We start from the raw sequence: 16,765 nt of genomic DNA, 5'->3' as shown, positions 1-16,765 counted from the left end.
GAAGTTCGGGCGCATTCATGATCAAGTATTTCTCATTACTGGACAATGTGCGTGTCAACCATGGGGGGATGACCAAAGCGTGTTTCCGGAGGGGCAAAGCTTTGTCCGAGGAAGCCGGAATCAACACCACGATTCTGACTTTCAACGATGAGCCGAACAGTGACCGAATCGTCAACGAGGTAAGGAAGGCCCCAGATCTCGGCACTGCCGAAGTCATAAACTTCTATTCGTCGTTAGCGGACCCGGCCACCGTGAAGGCCATTGAACGGATAGCGGGGAAGCTCGATAAGGTCGAAAGCCCCGAATACCCACGGCAACCTTCGTCTGCGGTCCGATCGGGCGACGCGTACAAGGTGGACCGACGCGATAAGGACGGAGTAGAAAGACGGACCTACTTCGACTCTGCGGGCCGACCATATCTGGTTGTCGATAGTGCGAAGAGCATCCGCGTGACTCTGTTGTCGCGAGGTTTCAGGAAACGTATCGTGTTTCAGGGTGCTATGCATCAGTTGAAACATCTGTGGCTGGACGCTCTGGTTGGCGGTCAGCACGCGATGCTGACGTTCGACGACAATCGCGTGGCCCGGACGTTCAAGGACTATGTACGGCCGAACGTCGGGAAAGTGTTCGTGCAGCATGTGAATCACCTCGAGGGCGGTCGTAGCAATAACGTCTCAGATCCGCTCCGCAAGACTTACCGTGACGTATTCCGCGCGTCGGGGAACTTCGACGCCATCGTCACATTGTCCACTCGGCAGGAAGAGAAGCTGCGGGAAAGACTTGAACCCAGTTGCCGAGTAGTTACCGTACCGAATGTCAATTTTCCGCCAGCGATGTCGGAATCAGACGAAAGACGTGCGCCGAGGACTGGGATAGTTGTGACCAGACATGCGCCGGAGAAGCAGTTGATGGACACTGTCAAAGCCTTCTCAATTGCTCATGGTAAGCGACAGGTCGATCGCCTGGTTATTATCGGAGGTCCGCAGAATAGCGATAGTTTTGCAAGCGTCTGTGAGTACGTCAACGAAAGCGGGCTGCAGGACGTAATCAGCTTCGAAGACCACCAACATGACGCTGAGACACGATTTAGCGAGGGCGGGTTCTCCGTACTGTCCAGCAAGTATGAAGGATTCGGGCTCGTCCTTCTGGAGGCGATGAGCAGAGGGACCGTCCCAGTTTCCTACGATGTCCCCTATGGTCCGCGATCGATCATTTCAGATGGCCGAGACGGTTTTCTCGTACCCCGCGGAGATGTGGAAGCATTGGCCTCCGCCATCGGCAGAGCGGCGAGTTTGGGAACGGATGATCCGATTCGCGCTGCTGCACGCACAAAGGCGCGGTCGTTTGAGCCCGCCCCGGTTTCTCAGCGATGGGTGGAACTCTATGACTCTATTGCGAAGTCCTTTCCACTTCGCGAGCAGTTGCGTGGATTGGCCCCAACGCCACGGGAGTTCCGACTGTCGAGCAACGGTGGCTTCTTCGCTGTCGAACTGCAGAGAACCCGACTCACAGGCATGAGAGTACGGTTGCGGCTTGAAGCTTTTGAGTCGCTCGCTCATCGTGATTTACAGCCGATCGAAGAGGCGGAGGAAGCTGGCCGGTACGTGTTCCAGCTTCACAACGACGCCAAGCCTCAATCAGATAAGGATCGATCGGTCTTTGGCTGCTTGTGGAGGTCGACGGCGTCTCGACCAGGTACAGGTTGGAGTGGCCAACTGATTGGCCTGATCTTTTCGTCTCTCGAACACCCTATGGGAATCTGAATATCTGACGCCCCCGTATACTTGGCTTCTATCCCGATGGACTGGGCCATCATAGAGGTGAGTCGAGTCTGTCCTCAAGATTCGACCCTTTGAATTCGCGTGCGGGTGAAACAGGTATTGTGTCCGCCAGCCTGTCGAGGTCGATGGCTAAATCCGGCAGGTTTGCTTCTGCCGCGAGAGACTCGACGTCGACGGACGGTAGGTCGGCTACTGAGACATCCCTCTTTGCGATTCCATCTTCAACGAGAGTGGAGAAGAAGTCATCGAATTTGAAATCGGCTCCCCAGAGAGGGTGATCGCTGATTCGAAGCCATATCCATGGGGTTCCGTAGGCTTGCGCGACTATGAGCCCGTGTAAAGAGGTCGAAACGACTGCACGTGCCCCTGCGATTGAGTCAACCACGTCCCGGAAGTCGGCTCGGACATTGACAAGGTTGACGTCGCCCCTGACGTTCTGAGTAAAGTATTTCTGGTGCGTACCATGTGGGGTGAACGCAACCTTCCCTTGTTTGGCACGATGAGGTGTGTAGAGCCGAGGCAGAAGCAGCGCAGGGTCGCCGTAGACTTCGGGCACAGCCCATCCAATCTGTTCAGCCAAATGCTGCTGGGTGAGTTTGCCTCTGACTGCATGGATGTTGACCCCAGTGAGCTTCTTGCGAGATGCCACTTCTGCCTCGGTGAAGGGGCGCATTAACCCGCTGCCCCAAACATCGACGTTGTTTCGATCGAACCAACCGAGCACTGAGCCAACAGAATAGACGACGGGCGTCTTGAGCTTTGCTCTTCCGGGCAAAAGCGGCTGCCGTCCCGTTAAACGGCTGAGGATATGCGGGCCTGCCCAGTCGCCAAAATTGACTACTCCGGCTGACCAATAGGCGCTGACAGCTGATTCCGGGTCGAAGCTCGCACTCTCTTCCGCGGCTCGAGTGGACATAACAAGTCGGACGCAAGCATCGAACAGATCGATAGCTTCATCGGAATCAATTGAGCTGCCGACAGCATGGATATAGCGGCCTCGTGCGTCCAGATACAGTCTGGTTCGAGTGACCAACATGTCGTTTAGCCAGCGCTTCGCCGCTGCGTTGTCGCCGATTGCACCGACGATATACTTTCGTCCTTCTTTGACCGCAACCACGACAACCTTGGAACCCAGGATCGGAAGTCGCAGGCGTACTTCGGAATCGGACTCAGTGGGATTGAGTGCCAGAGTCGGCATCGGGGGATTACGGTGCATTCGCCTTGCGACCTCGGCTGAGACTTGAGCCCGAGCTCCAGGGGAGTTTCTGACTACAGTCTTGGCGAGGACTTTCGCCCTTCTTGCTACCGGTGCCGGCAGAGAGTCCTTAACGGCTTTCACAAACTTGTTAGTTTTCACTGTCACCCTTTCACAGTTCCACTCATTCAGCGCAATTAGTTCTCATTGCGGCCTCAGAGCGAGCTTGTCTTTGCGACCAGATCCGCAACTACTGTCGCTCGAATCTCGTCCAGATCGCCGTCGATCGGCAAGGTCAGGATCCTCGTCTGCTCAGGAAAGTCGATCAGGGAACTTCTGATCGCGTCCGGGCAAGTCGTCGCGCCCCCTACAACGACGTCGAACGCACGAAGTCTGTTATTTATCCATTCCTCGTTGTCATCGGTACCAATGTAGGCATGGACAACGTTGCGGTGAGTCAGTTCTCGCAGATTGAGGTTTGCTTGTTCGAATTGCAGATGCAACGCGGGTCGAAGAGATGTGAAGAGCTCTTCGGTCTCAGACGCAGAGCGGCCGATATATACCCGCAGCGATGTGGACTTGCGCAATTTCTCAAAACTTCTCTGATTTCCTGCCAGCAACGCCAAGGAGTGATGGTGGTTGAGCTTCTCCAGCGACGGCAGCCAATCGACAATCGTCTCGATGTCGTGAGGGCCTGCCATCGTTGATACGAGGATCTCGGCGGTTCGGTTTTTCAGAGCTGATGTTGATGTACCGACGGTCTGCGACTCGGCTCGCGACTGCGCTGCCATATTGGCGATTCCTGTGGTCGCGAAGTCGATGCTTCGCTGGGCGAATGTGAGGCCCTGAGCGGCCTGCGCCAGCGAACGGCGCGGGTGCCACAGGAGCGGGGTCTCTCGGTGGGGCGAGCCGTGAAGCTTTCGGGGCGCTGTCTCGAAATCCGCCTCTGGGACGGCCGCATCATGTTCATCGAGTACCAGTTGGACTGCTTTTGCAAAACGGTCAAGAGAGCTTCCCGGTGTCCGGTCGCCATAGTGATAGTCCGCCCAGGTTGTCATTCGAGTCTTCGCGTCTTCGTCGCGGAGGAGGCTGTCGAGGATAGTTGCGGAATCTTTGGCGTCACGTGCTTCGAGCAGAGGCAGCTCAGCCATGAAGCCCTCTTGAGGCATGACGGCTTCCAGCTCCACAGGCTGAGTGACGAGAAGAGGCTTCGCCGTGGTCAGCCAGTCGTATGCCACCGCCGAGATATCGGTGATCATCACGTCGGCGACATCCAGCTGCCATCCGAAAGGGGTGTCATCGACGAAATGAAGGTTGTCTGTAGATCCATTCGCGCGAGAGATTAGTTCTCGAATCTGGAAGTCGGCCGAGGCGAACTCGGCTTCATGGATACCCGTCCGTGGGTGAGGGCGATAGATAAGCCTGTAACGGTCATCCGCTAACACCGAAGAGACGATGTCCACGCCGTGCGACGCGACGGAGCCGTACCTCATCGTCCGTCGTCCGCCTTCCCACGTCGGAGAATAGAGAACGGTGACGCGGTCCGGTTGCTTGTTGATCGGAGCGGTGTGTGCGACATCGATCTGTGGGCGGCCGATGGCAATCGTGCGCGCATCGACATCATAATTGCGGACGTGCTTCCTCAGCCGATCGCGTGAGGCGTCACCTGCGACGAAGAAATAGTTGAAGATCTTCACCCAATTGGATGCCATATAGATCTTGTCAGATTCACCATGGCAGATGAATACATGTTCGGCCCCGGTGAGCCCCAAGATTCTGTAGTTCGCGTAGTTCTGGTTGGGGTAGAGGATAACCTTCGGTTTCAGGTCATGCTCGACCTCACGAAGATCGGTGTAGCTGGGGGTCAAAATGACCTTCAAGTCAGTTTCTTGCGCCACGAGCTCAGCAGTTGTCGGCTGATAGCAGAGGATGGCGACGCTGTGAGTCTTCGCCAGATGCTCTAAGGGGCCATACCATTGTCTGATCTGGTACACATTGACGATTTCGCCCGGAAAGTTGAGCAGCACGTCGACTGTCTCCCCTGGATCGGGTTGGAACTTCGGTAGTGCTCGCAATTTCGAGCGGTGGCGAACCGTTTCAGCGGAGTCGCTCATCTTCTGAGCAATTCTGCCGACAAGTTGCAGAGTTTCTGACACGCGCATCATCAATGTTTACCGAAATTTCCCATGCAGTTAAGACAAATCAAATAGCAATTGTAGCGTCTCTGTGACCGGTTCCTGGGGCACTCGGGCTGTCGTGGCGAAATCTGCTCAGAGTGGACGACGCCTGTCGCTCAACCGTTCCTCGTTCCCTCAATCGAGAGCCGGAAACCGGAGGCTGAGGCTGCCGAACCTCGTCGGGTACACCTCGAAGTGTCCCAGTGGCTGAGGTTCGACCTCGCCGGCTCCTTTCACGCGGAGTCTGCAGGGAAGGCCGGCGACCCTCAGATCGATCCAGAAATCGATGTGACCGTGATCGACTGCAGCGAAGTCATCCGCGTGAGCTTTCGTGACGACCTGAATCTCGCCGTCGGCCTGCTCAAGTCGAGCAGGCAACCGCCCGAAGCGTCCTCCCTTTCGTTCGGTCCATCGCAGCAGAGCCCAATCGGGATCCGACGCAGCGGCGCCGCTGAGAGTCACACCAATGGAGATCACGCTGCCTTCGATGCTGATGCTCGACAGTCGTGCCTCCCCGACGATTTCGGCTGGTCGGCGTTTGTTCGACACTGCACTGGTCAGCGCGGCCCCCCACAGCTGAGTGATCTTTTCCGGAGAGAAGTCACCGACGCGCCGGATCGCGGCCTGCCTCATCTGCACCAGCTTCTGCTCGTCCATGGTGTGGAGGTCATTGATTCGGCGGGCCATGGCATCGACATCACCATCGGGGACTAGGAAGCCGTCGACACCGTCGGTGATGATGTCTGCGGGACCGTACCTGATGTTGTAGGAGATGGGGATGCACCCGGCAGCCATGCTCTCCAGAAGAACCAAGGGCTGGCCCTCGTATTCGCTGGTGAGAAGAGTGAACGATGCAGTCTCGAACTTCCGCTTGGCACGCGGGTCGAATCCTCTGAGGGCAATGGCGCCATGGGTGTCCAAATCCGCGACGAGTGTCTCCAGCGACTCCTGCGCTTCGTCCGCCACCCCGTAGATATCAAGCGTCGCGTCCGTACCCGCTTGCCTTGCCTTGTGCACGGCAGTGATGGCGTGGTCGATGCGTTTGAGGAACGTGGTTCGGGCAAGCATCACGCCCGCGCCCGGTGGTCGGGATCTGATGCGTCGCATCGGCGTTGCGGCCGTCATATTCGGAAGGACGGCCGCATTGTCCATGATGTAGTTCAGATCGGTGAGGTCGGAGTGCTGTGACTGAGTGAGTACGGCGAAGAGATCGAACTGATCGACATTCTTCAGCGCCGGCGTATACGTCCACCCCAGCCTTTCGGAGCGCTTGGTCGGGTCGGCGGAATGCTTGCTGTGAATGGTCTGTACCAGGACGACGTTCTCACGCTGGTACTTGTGCAGGTAGCGGGCCAGAGGAGGGCCGTCGTTGATGATGATCGCCTGCTCCGAGCCGATCAGCCAGTCAAACCATGCGAAATAGAGCTCGTGCTGTTCAGTCCAATGGGCGATGGGCCGACCGCGAGTGTCGAAGAGAACGGCGCTCTTCGCGTCGTCCCCGTCGCCGAGGCGGTAGCTGAAGAACCGTGATCCGTCCTCTCGGAAGCGATCGGAGCGTAAGGTTCTCCCCGAATCGTCCAGTTCTTTGATCTCGCGAGTTCCGTCGAAGTCGGGAAGCTCAGCGGTGTTGACGGTGATCGCCTCGGACGAATGAGACGCGATCTGGGCCAAGTCGTGTGGCGAGGCTCGCTGCAGGTCAGCCCAAACACTGCGGATAGTGACCTTCTTGCCGATTCTTCCCTCGCCGCGCAATCGAGCAGTCAGGGCTTCTGGGGCGTCGTTGCGTGGGGAGAGTGTCAGGATCTCGACGTGCCGACCGTCGAGCTCTGCAAAGGCATCAGCTCGCTGCAGGCACACACCGGTTCTGCCGCCGAAAGTCTTGGGGATTCCGCCGATGAGTCCGTAGACATTCGCCTCCGGCAGGTACTTCCTGCGCCGTGAGAACATCGTTCCTCCATCTCGTGCCCGAGCCGTTTTCTTGCTGTTCTACAGAAGCCGATCAATGACTCGCGCCGCCGCGTGTCCGTCGTCGTTGGGGGCGTACTGTTTCGCGAACGACCGCAACCGTTGTCGGTCCTCTTCCGTCACCGAGGATGCTCTGTCGATTTCGTCGAACAGACCAGCAGTCGTTGTGGTCACCGGTCCAGGCAGCTCAGTTTCGTAGTCGAGATAGAAACCTCGCAGGTTGTCCCGGTAATTCTCGAGATCATAGGCAAAGAAGATGATGGGGCGCTCGAGGACCGAATAGTCGAAGAACGAGGACGAGTAGTCGGTGACCAGCATGTCGCTGGCCAGGAAGAGCTCGTTGATGTCCGGGAATCCGCTGACATCGATGATGCGGGACTTGAGCTCCTCCGGTATTTCGAGCTTCGTATTGATGAGGAAGTGGGTTCGTACTAGGAGAGTGACGTCGTCGCCGAAACGTTCGGCGAAGTCCTCCGGTTCGAACGGCCATTGAAATGCAAAGCGACCTCGGGTGGTGGGCTGGTCATCGCGGAAGGTCGGAGCATAGAGCACGACGGTGCGCTCGCGAGGTATCGAGAGACGACGACGGACGCCGGTCCGGATCTCATCAGTGTCCGGGCCCCTCAAGACGTCGTTCCTGGGATACCCGAGCTCATAGACCTCTCCTGTGTATCCATAGGACGATCGCATCGCTTTCGTGGCGTAGGGCGACGGAGACACCAGGGCATTCCACTGTGCCGACGCTTCTTTGACCCTGTCGACATACCCGGGGTCGCGGCCATAGAAATTGTCCTGGTCGAGGAACATCCGCTTCAGCGGAGTCCCGTGCCAAGTCTGGATGTACGTGCCCTGATCTCTGCGGTGAATGTAGTTGGGGAAATTGTGGTTGTTGATCCAATACTTCGCTGTGGCGAGATGCCAGAAGAATGCGGGGGAGTGACGTTTGACCACCGTCGTGTGCCGGTCGGTCACGGGTAGGCGCTTGTGGTAGATCCACACCTTGCGGCGTGTGTCTCCCTGTCTGATGAGTTCCTCGTGGATTGCGCGCGGACTGTCGGCGTACTGCTTCCCCTGCCCGGTCTCGAAGACGATGGTCTGCTCATCGAGCGGAGCCAGACGCATCAGCTTATAGAGTCTCTTCATCACCGGCAGGTAGTACCTGTTTCTCCGTGCGACGCGGTAGACGGACTGGGCCGTCTCACTTTGGATCCTGTCGGCCATGGTGACGTCGGGCTTCGACGAATTCTGAATCGCTTCGAAGATGCGCTCTCGGCTGGCAGTGTCTCTGTGGGCCAAGAACCTGTCAGCCCGTCTGCGGAAGTCCGGGGCCATTGCTCCACCGGCCTCATACGCCGTTTCGATCGCATCGAGGACCCGATCCTCCTCGGCGACGACAGGCCCGGGGAATTCTGCTGCGGGGTCAGCATGCGGCTGGGCGAAGCGGTGGTCGTCGAATTGATAGTAGACGACGGGTTTGTGGAGGAATGCGAAGTCGAAAGCGACACTCGAGTAGTCGGTGACGAGCATCGAACTCTGTTTGAGCAGCAGCTGGACATCGATCTCACCTTGGACGACGACTCTGATTCCCAGGCCATCGAAGTGCGAGCTGAATTGCTGCATGTTCGGGTGCAGGCAGAAGATCGGTGTGAGATCGTGCTTCTCGATCAGCGAGCGCAGCCGGTCACTGGTGAGCAGAGACTTCCATCTCTGAAAGTAGTCGGACTCGACGAAATGCTCTGGGTCCTGCAGCCACGGACGCCAGGTCGGCATGATCATCAGCTGGCCGGGGTCGACGTCGACGTCGTCCGCCAACAGAGCATCGAAACGGGCAAAACCGGTCACTGCCACCTGCTCAGGGGCGTAGCCGAAGTCCTTGACGAAGAATTCCTTTTCTCGTTCGGAGCAGACAGTGATGAGATCGACATCGAATCCGCGGACGTATCGTCCATAGTTGGGAACCATCCACTTGGCGGCGGTGACTCCATGCTGAAGGAAGATCTTTTCGGCCCGTAACTCTCTCTCGAATTGAGGCTCTCGTGTCGGGTAGAGGAAGTCGGGGTGGTGGGTCCCGACGATCTTGTCAGCCGCAAGCGCCACCTGGATATGGTCACGAGAACGGAAGTCGATGACATTGTCGTAACCGTCGAGATTGACCCGTTCGGGAGAGTCCGGCTCGATGACATAGTAGGCATCGACTTCGGGATGTTCGTCTCGCATATACCGGAAGAACTGGAGTCCGTTGTCCTGCGCCTTATACGGCAGTTCGCCGATCAGCCAGACGGGTTTGCGATCAGACGGTTTCGGCGGGTTCCAGGAACGCCGATTCGCAACCAGGCGCTGCATATAGTCGTACGCCGAGGTATCGAACGTCTCGAGGTGAAGCGAAGGATACTTCGCCTTGAACGTGTAGTACGGAATGATGGAAACGGTCTTGTCGCCGGAAGTCACCGTGCTGCCGGTGGTGCCGAAGCGAACCAGGTATCGGCTCTTTCCCACGCGGGCACGCTTGGTCTCATCGCCGAGGACCGGATCGAGGTCGAGGTACAGGTCCGCGTTGTCGTCGCTGATCTCGTCGATGAGCCCATTGAAATCGAGAGTCGCGGAGAACCTGTAGTAGTTGAGTCCGTAGCGTCGTTCTGACAGCTCGTCACTGGGGGCGAGATCGACCTCTGCGGTGGCACGGAATCCAGAGGTTCGGCCCACCACGACGAGCGTTCCGCCTGAGTATGCGGTTCCCCGCGCGATGATCCGGCCCTGAAGTTCGAGCATGCCGTCTCTGATCGTCAGCCCTTCGTTCCGCACGTCGGCAAACGGACGGTGAGGACGATCCACCTCGATGGCAAGGTGACCATTGCGATTGATCAGCGGATAGCATTCGTGACCGCCGACATGGCGGTAGGCGAAGTTCTCAGTGCGGGTGCTTGCGGCCCGACCGAGTCGGACCAGGGCGACAGCTGTGCCGTCGTGTGTGGCCTCGAGGTAGGAATTCGGCATCTCATCCACGTCGAAGTCGTCATACTCGACATAGAGACGGAGGACGAATCCGGCTGTTTCGTCGCTGACGGCATCGGGTTGCGGCAGCGAGGTCCAATCGGACAGATTCTCGATGAGAGAGTCGAGGTCGATAGCTGCGGTGCGAACAGCTGCGCCATTCGCCTCGGTGGCAGCGGAGTCAAACTCCTCCAACGAGCCGATGCGGTGCAGATCGTCGTCATGTTCCACCCACAGTCCGCTCGGGACGACAGCTGAGTCCGATGAGAGGTCGATGTGGAGCAGGTTCTGGGCCTGAACGAGGTCGAGCGAGGCAAGTCCGGCAGTACGTGCTGATCCGGGAGCGGAAGTTCGTGCCGTGGCACGAGTTGCCTTCTTGAGTGTTCGTCTGGCTGTGCCCAGAACTCTGATCGCCGATCGGGCGACGAGGTTCTTGAACTCCACTGTGGATTCCTCCAAAACATCGTTGTCGGGTGTGGTCCACACAGTCCCAGTCTAGGTCCACATCGACCCATGCAGCAGGAGGCGATGCCGACTGCCGTCAACCGCAAGGCGGGAACTCTGAGGTTCGTCCACGGTGGCCCGAACCATCGGCAGAGACTAGGGTGTGCCCCGAGGGGCGGCAAAGGCAACTCTGAATCGACGATCAATGGTGGCGTGCACATGAGTAAGCGATTTCTGATGCGGCTGGGCAAGACCCCGTTCGAGGTCTTCGACGGCTTCGATACGCTCGATCGCAATACAATCGGGCGAAACAACGGCAATCTGATCTTCGGCATGGCCGCACACAAACTGTTTTCGACAGCAGGCACCGTGGTCGACGCGAATCGCTACAAGATCAACGGAGCCATGGCGGCGAAAGTCAACGACGAATACGACGGATTCATTCTGCCGCTGGCCAACGCCTTCCGCCCAGGGTTCGAAGCGGAACTGGCGCGCACCACTGATTTCATCGAAAAGCTGACGATCCCTTTCCTGATGCTCTCCGGAGGAGCCCAGCTTCCGCTCGACGGTGATCCTGCCGCACTGAAGAAGATCGAACCGACGGTCAGGCGCTTCGCCGAGGCGGTGCTGGAGAAGTCCAGCGCGTTGACTGTGCGGGGAGAGCTGACCGCGGAGTACCTCAGATCCCTCGGGTTCAAGGACGTCATCGTGGTCGGTTGCCCATCGATGACGATGAACGGTCGGGGGCACCGGGTGGACAAACCCGACGAACTGCCCTCCGGGGCGGCCATCGCCTACAACCTGCAGACGAACAACCCCTTCGGCGCTGACCTCATCCTTGACGCAGAGTCGAACTACGATGCCACGTACATGCCGCAGGATCTCGCCACTCTGGAATTCATGCTGTGGGGCACTGGTCCCTATCAGGGTCATGATCGGAGTCTGCCGCTGGATCGGAGCCATCCGCAGTTCATGGAGAAGAAGGCCCAGTTCCAGCTGGACGCACCGGAGTGGATGCGCCGGATGGGTGAGCAGCGTTTTTCCTTCGGCCCCCGAATCCACGGAAATGTCGCAGGAATCCTCGCCGGTACGCCCGGCATCGTCCTCGCCCATGACGGTCGGACGCTCGAGCTGTCGAGATACCATGGCGTGCCGGCCATCGACCTGACCGCGGAAGAAGCACCGGAGACGGTTGCCGAACTCTATGAGAGGGCCGACTTCTCCGAATTCAACCGGGGCCACGCAGAACGATTCGACCGGCTCGCTGACTTCATCCATGACAACGGGTTCTCGCATATCTACGAGCCCGGACAGGAAAAGGCCCTGGCCGATTACAATCGCCGACTCGTCGCCGTAGAGTTCCCCGAACCGCAGACGAGTCTGTGGCAGGACACTCCGCCTGAGTTCGTCCGCATGGCCTCGGTGCTCCAGCAGCGCTACCTTGCCCTCAAGAAGACCCAGAAGGCGCTGAAGACCGGGACCGGGTCAGGCGGAGCCGCCGAGCTCGAGAAGCGCATTCGCGATCTCGAGAAACGACTGTCGACGACCGAAGCCTCTCTGAAGAGATCGCAGGCATCGGCAGCAGAGGTCCGTGCCACGGCGAATCGGACTGACCGGAGACTCAACAAGCTGCTGGGACTTCCGCTCGGTGTGAAGAGAATGCTCGGTCGGCGCCGCTCCAGGTGAGGTTGCGGCCGAGCCGCAGCGTCAAGGATCGGACGTGTGCGAGCCCTGGTCGTTTTCGAACCTCGACGGCACCGGGAAGCGGTCGTGGAGAAAGCGAGACACGAGCCGATCGACCTTCTCGACGGAGTCCTCCGGCAGGTCGGTCTCATTGAGACAGAGGACATCCAGATCGGTGCGCCGGGCTGCTCGGAGCAGCCGCAGCTCGAGGTCCTCCTCGGCGAGATCGACGAACTGATAGCCGATGCGTCCTTCCACCGACATTCCTCGCGCAAACGCATCGAAGTGGTGCAGGGACGACGGAATGGACACATCTTCCGGGGAACGAAATGGCGACGCAGCGACAGCGGCGAACAGATCGGGTTCTTCGGACTCCATCGCCTCGAGAACCGGTCTCAGCTGTGGGTGCGGCGTGTGTTTGAACCGGTGAGTGATGGTGTGACCGTACTTCTCGAGAACGTAGTCCCTCCCTCGTTTCGCCGCCGAGATGATGGGGAGATCGCGAGGAGTCCAACTGCCGATATCGATAGGCACGGTCGAGGGAAAGTGTCGGGTCAGGCCATTGGCGGTGAAGAACAGTTCCGGACCTGTCGGGCGGAGGAAGAAGCAGTCGTCATTGAGGTAGAGGTAGTGGTCGGCCAGTCCTGGGATGTGATGCAGCTGCGATTCGATGGCGTGCGAATTGAAGACGGGAAGCACGCTGGGATCGGAGAAGATGTCCCTGTGGTCGACCACAGTGATCTTCGGATCGTCGGTGTCCAACCACGATGGAACCTGACGGTCCGTGACGATGAAGATCTTTCGCACCCATGATGCGTAGTATTCGAGCGAACGCAGAGAGAATCGCAGCTCATCGCGGGACGTGAACCGAGAGTCGGAGACGGAGCTCGGCGCGTTCGTTCTCAGATCGACGCCGTCTCGAGTGGCTTGCATTCGCGCTCGCCATTCGGGGTCGGCGCCGTCTACCCAGGTGTAGACGGCGTCGACGGGTTCGCTGAGCACTCGAAGATGCGGTGCAGGCAGCCTGAGCCGATTGTCATTGGTGACGGCGGCGTACCAGGCCGTCGGTTCGATGTAGTCGACGGTGAGGGAGTGATCGTTCTGGCGCCGGACCAGGGTTCCGGGCAGGTGACAGGCTCCGTCGGCCCGGGGCACATTCTCGTTCACCTGCTTCCACAATTCGACAGTGATGGCCAGCGCCGAAGTGGTGAGTTCTCTGCCGTTGCCGGCGCGGAGACGGCGCAGGCATGTCACGCTGCCGAGCCTGGCCGGGCGTTCGCGCGCAGTTCTCCGACTCAACCTCGCACCTCGGACATTGCGAAACCGGACCGACCAGGTTTCATCCCCGTCCGTCTCAACGCCTCCCTCGTTGGGAAGATCCGACAAGGCAGCAACGACTGCATCAGTATTCCCCGCATCGACGACCAGCGTCGGGCGGAAGTGGCTCAGCCGGGGGAGCTCCGCGAATTCGATGCCGGCGCCGGCTAATGCGGAGCGCACCGCCGAGAGCGCCTGAATCTGCTCGTCACGGGCGTCGTAGACCCGCAGTCTCGTCGAAGAGCCGTTCGCGGTCGACGCGCGATGTCTGAGAGCAACCGATTTCTGCCAGGGCTGTTCACCATGGCGCGTTCGAGAGAACCAGGCTTTGCGATCAGGCGTCAACCTGTCGGCGAGGAACGAACGCACCGACGACGGTGAGTACCACATTCTGGTAACGCCTCCTTGCGTTATACCGGAATCAGGGGATGGGCTGCAGTGAGAAGGGGATACCGCCAAGGTTCATTGAGTGCGACTCTATCGTCTCTGCCCGAAGAATGGCTATCAACGTGCTGACGAACCTCAAGGTTGCTGTCTGCGAAGTGCTCATCGTTGACTCGCCCGAGCATCACGATCTACTACCTAAAACCCCAGTAAGTCTTGCCAAAATCGCAACTTCTGTGCAGACTTGAGTGGTGGTTACGACAGGCAACGGTGCTGACAGCACAGAGACGACGCTGGTCAGCCGTGTCCGCACCGCCATCAAAGGCGCGGGAATCAACCACAGCGAAGTCGCCCGACACATCGGGCTCGACGCCAGCAAACTCTCCAAATCTCTGGCCGGGACACGGAAGTTCAGGGTCGAAGAGATCTCGCTCATCGCCGAACTCACCGAGGTCACCACGGACTGGCTCACGACCGGGAGAACGACACGGCCGCCTCGGCGAAGCATCGTCGCTGACCTTCCGGTCGTGCCCGCTGATCCGGGTGAGGATCACACCGCCGGTCCGATGCCGGCCGCCGAGACGCCGCCGCGGACACCGGTGCCCGAGTGGATGTCGAAGGGTACCCGCAACCGTCTGAAGATCATCGCGGCCGCCTGGCGGCTCTATGCCGATCTCGGCATTGACAAGGTCCGCACCGAGGATGTCGCGGACGCGGCCGGGGTGAGCGCCTCGGCGGTGAACTACCACTTCCGGACGAAAGACCAGCTGCTGCAGGCAGCCCTACGGCACTCCCTCGATGTCATCGCCGAGACCCGCCGCCTCAACGACTCCTCCGACCCCATCGGCGTGCTCCGCCACTTCGCACGCATCCATGCCGGAGTCGACCCGAAGATCCGAAGAGTGTGGTCGATCTGGCTCCAGTGCTGGGCCCGTGCGGCCACCGACGAAAGCGCCCGCGCGAACCTCACCGCCGTCTACGGCGAATGGATGGACATGATCACCACCGTCATCGACGGCGGCCAACGATCCGGCAGGATCCGCTCCGGCGATACCGCACTCATGGTCAAATCCCTGTCGATCTTCATCGACGGCCTCGGCGTGGCCCGCACCACCGAACACATGCCCATCACCGATGACGAAGCGCTGACCATGCTCGAGAACTACCTCGCCGCCCACGTCCTCAGCGACGATACGCGCTCTTTTGGCAGTCCGATCCCGAAGTCAGACCGGGTCGCCTCAGGTAGCCGGCCCGAACCGACGTCCCAGGAAGAAGGCACATGAACACACCGAACCGAAGACAAGCGCTGGGGGCAGGCCTTGCCGTCGCCGGCGTCGCGGGCTTGAGCGCCTGCGGCGGCGGGGAAGTCGGCGCCGCCGACGCCGGAGACCCCGTCAAGGGCGGAAGCCTGCGGGTCGGCGTCACCGGAGGCAACTCCGCGGACACCGTCGACGCCCACATCCCGGTCAACAACGGCGATGTCTGCCGTGCCGTCAACCTCTACAACGCCCTCTACGGTTGGGACGACGACTCCCAGGTCGTACCGCTGCTGGCCGAATCGATCAAAGCCAACTCCGACTCCACCGTGTGGACGTGCACGCTGAAGGAGGGCATCAAGTTCTCCGACGGCAAACCGATCACCTCCGAAGACGTCGTCTTCACCTTCGAGCGGATCAACGACCCCGACGACCCGAAGACCGCGGCAGCGAACTTCTCCATGCTGGAGAAAGTCGTCGCCAAGGACGATCGCACCGTCGAATTCCGCCTCAACGAACCCAACGGCCTGTTCAAGGACGCCGTCGCCGAATACACCGCCGCCATCGTCCCTGTCGGCTACGATCCGGAGAACCCGGTGTGCTCGGGACCATTCAAACTCAAATCCTTCACCGCTGCCCAGTCGACCGTGCTTGTGCCCAACGAGCACTACTTCGACTTCGACAAGATGTACCTCGACGAGGTGGAGGTGCTGAACTTCAACGACGACGACGCTCTCATCAACGCCCTCCTGTCCACCCAGGTCGATGCGATCGCCGGCATCCCGCTGGCCCTCGTCGAAGTCATCGCGGCCGATGAGCGCATGTCCATCCTCAACTCGAAGACCGGCATGTGGCTGCCCTTCACCATGCGAGTGGACAAGAAGCCCTTCGACGACGTCAGGGTTCGACAGGCCTTCCGGCTCGTCGTCGACCGCGAACAGATGATCGAACAGGTGCTCTCGGGCTATGGCACCGTGGGCAACGACATGTTCGGGCCGTTGAGTGAGAACTACCCGAAGTTTCCGCAGCGCAAACAGGATCTGGACAAAGCGAAGAAGCTCCTCGCCGAGGCGGGTTATCCTGACGGACTCGACGTCGAGCTCGTCACTGCTCCCATCCAATCCGGAGCCGTCGAAGCCGCCCAGGTCTTCGCCCAGCAAGCCGCTGACGCCGGAATCAGGGTCAAGATCCGCAAGGTCGACGCCACCACGTTCTTCGGCGACGGCTACCTCAAATGGGATTTCGCCCAGGACTTCTGGTACACCCGCGACTTCATGCCGCAGGTCATCTCCTGTTCCCTGTCCGAATCGCCCTTCAACGAAACCCACTGGGACGACCCGCAGTTCAACAAGGTCTTCGACAAGGCCCGTGCGATTCCGGAGCCCGAGAAGCGCCGGGACCTGGAGCACGAGCTGCAGAAGATGCTCTACGACGAAGGCGGATACATCGTGTGGGGCTTCGCCAACCAGGTCGACGCCTTCCAGAAATACGTCGGAGGGCTCGTCCCCAACTCCACAGGACGTCCGCTGAGCGGTTGGAGATTCGACCGCGTATGGATCGGAGAGGTCTGAC

General features: G+C 59.4%; 9 protein-coding genes. 4 read left to right on the top strand and 5 right to left on the bottom strand.

What is annotated here, in order from left to right; translation table 11 throughout:
• The first annotated feature begins 17 nt into the window (after positions 1-17).
• The gene (locus AC2W7L_RS02240) at positions 18-1,763 is read left to right on the top strand and encodes a glycosyltransferase (protein WP_486003087.1); all 1,746 of its coding nucleotides are present in this window, start codon (positions 18-20) and stop codon (positions 1,761-1,763) included.
• A gap of 49 nt (positions 1,764-1,812) precedes the next feature.
• Here the strand turns inward: AC2W7L_RS02240 and AC2W7L_RS02235 are convergent, their stop codons facing one another.
• The 4 genes from AC2W7L_RS02235 to AC2W7L_RS02220 all read right to left on the bottom strand — a co-directional run bounded on the left by AC2W7L_RS02235 (position 1,813) and on the right by AC2W7L_RS02220 (position 10,595).
• Positions 1,813-2,979, bottom strand: coding sequence for a polysaccharide pyruvyl transferase family protein (locus tag AC2W7L_RS02235; protein WP_486003086.1), 1,167 nt, complete (start codon positions 2,977-2,979; stop codon positions 1,813-1,815).
• A gap of 212 nt (positions 2,980-3,191) precedes the next feature.
• The gene (locus tag AC2W7L_RS02230; RefSeq protein WP_486003085.1) at positions 3,192-5,132 is read right to left on the bottom strand and encodes a CDP-glycerol glycerophosphotransferase family protein; all 1,941 of its coding nucleotides are present in this window, start codon (positions 5,130-5,132) and stop codon (positions 3,192-3,194) included.
• Positions 5,133-5,288: 156 nt separating this feature from the next.
• Positions 5,289-7,100, bottom strand: a complete 1,812-nt coding sequence (locus tag AC2W7L_RS02225; RefSeq protein WP_486003084.1) for a glycosyltransferase — start codon at positions 7,098-7,100, stop codon at positions 5,289-5,291.
• A gap of 39 nt (positions 7,101-7,139) precedes the next feature.
• The gene (locus AC2W7L_RS02220; protein WP_486003083.1) at positions 7,140-10,595 is read right to left on the bottom strand and encodes a CDP-glycerol glycerophosphotransferase family protein; all 3,456 of its coding nucleotides are present in this window, start codon (positions 10,593-10,595) and stop codon (positions 7,140-7,142) included.
• A 177-nt stretch (positions 10,596-10,772) separates the two neighbouring features.
• Here AC2W7L_RS02220 and AC2W7L_RS02215 point away from each other — a divergent pair, with 177 nt between their 5' ends.
• Positions 10,773-12,239, top strand: coding sequence for a polysaccharide pyruvyl transferase family protein (locus tag AC2W7L_RS02215; protein WP_486003082.1), 1,467 nt, complete (start codon positions 10,773-10,775; stop codon positions 12,237-12,239).
• A 21-nt stretch (positions 12,240-12,260) separates the two neighbouring features.
• Here AC2W7L_RS02215 and AC2W7L_RS02210 read toward each other — a convergent pair whose 3' ends face one another.
• Positions 12,261-13,490, bottom strand: a complete 1,230-nt coding sequence (locus tag AC2W7L_RS02210; RefSeq protein ID WP_486003081.1) for a stealth family protein — start codon at positions 13,488-13,490, stop codon at positions 12,261-12,263.
• A 698-nt stretch (positions 13,491-14,188) separates the two neighbouring features.
• On the opposite strand from AC2W7L_RS02210, the gene AC2W7L_RS02205 reads away from it, so the two are divergent.
• Together AC2W7L_RS02205 and AC2W7L_RS02200 are read left to right on the top strand one after the other, a co-directional pair.
• Complete coding sequence (locus AC2W7L_RS02205; protein ID WP_486003080.1) at positions 14,189-15,220, top strand: TetR/AcrR family transcriptional regulator; 1,032 nt, start codon at positions 14,189-14,191, stop codon at positions 15,218-15,220.
• Complete coding sequence (locus AC2W7L_RS02200; RefSeq protein ID WP_486003079.1) at positions 15,217-16,764, top strand: ABC transporter substrate-binding protein; 1,548 nt, start codon at positions 15,217-15,219, stop codon at positions 16,762-16,764. The genes AC2W7L_RS02205 and AC2W7L_RS02200 overlap by 4 nt, the downstream gene beginning before the upstream one ends.
• Position 16,765 lies beyond the last annotated feature (1 nt).

The sequence above is a fragment of the Brevibacterium sp. LAARM3_SD1 genome, from assembly GCF_057364765.1.
This window is presented reverse-complemented; position numbering and strand designations above follow the sequence as displayed.

Coding starts and splice junctions, on each gene's coding strand:
- AC2W7L_RS02240 (WP_486003087.1), top strand. CDS start 18: ATGATCAAGTATTTCTCATTACTGGACAATGTGCGTGTCAACCATGGG.
- AC2W7L_RS02235 (WP_486003086.1), bottom strand. CDS start 2,979: ATGCCGACTCTGGCACTCAATCCCACTGAGTCCGATTCCGAAGTACGC.
- AC2W7L_RS02225 (WP_486003084.1), bottom strand. CDS start 7,100: ATGTTCTCACGGCGCAGGAAGTACCTGCCGGAGGCGAATGTCTACGGA.
- AC2W7L_RS02215 (WP_486003082.1), top strand. CDS start 10,773: ATGAGTAAGCGATTTCTGATGCGGCTGGGCAAGACCCCGTTCGAGGTC.
- AC2W7L_RS02200 (WP_486003079.1), top strand. CDS start 15,217: ATGAACACACCGAACCGAAGACAAGCGCTGGGGGCAGGCCTTGCCGTC.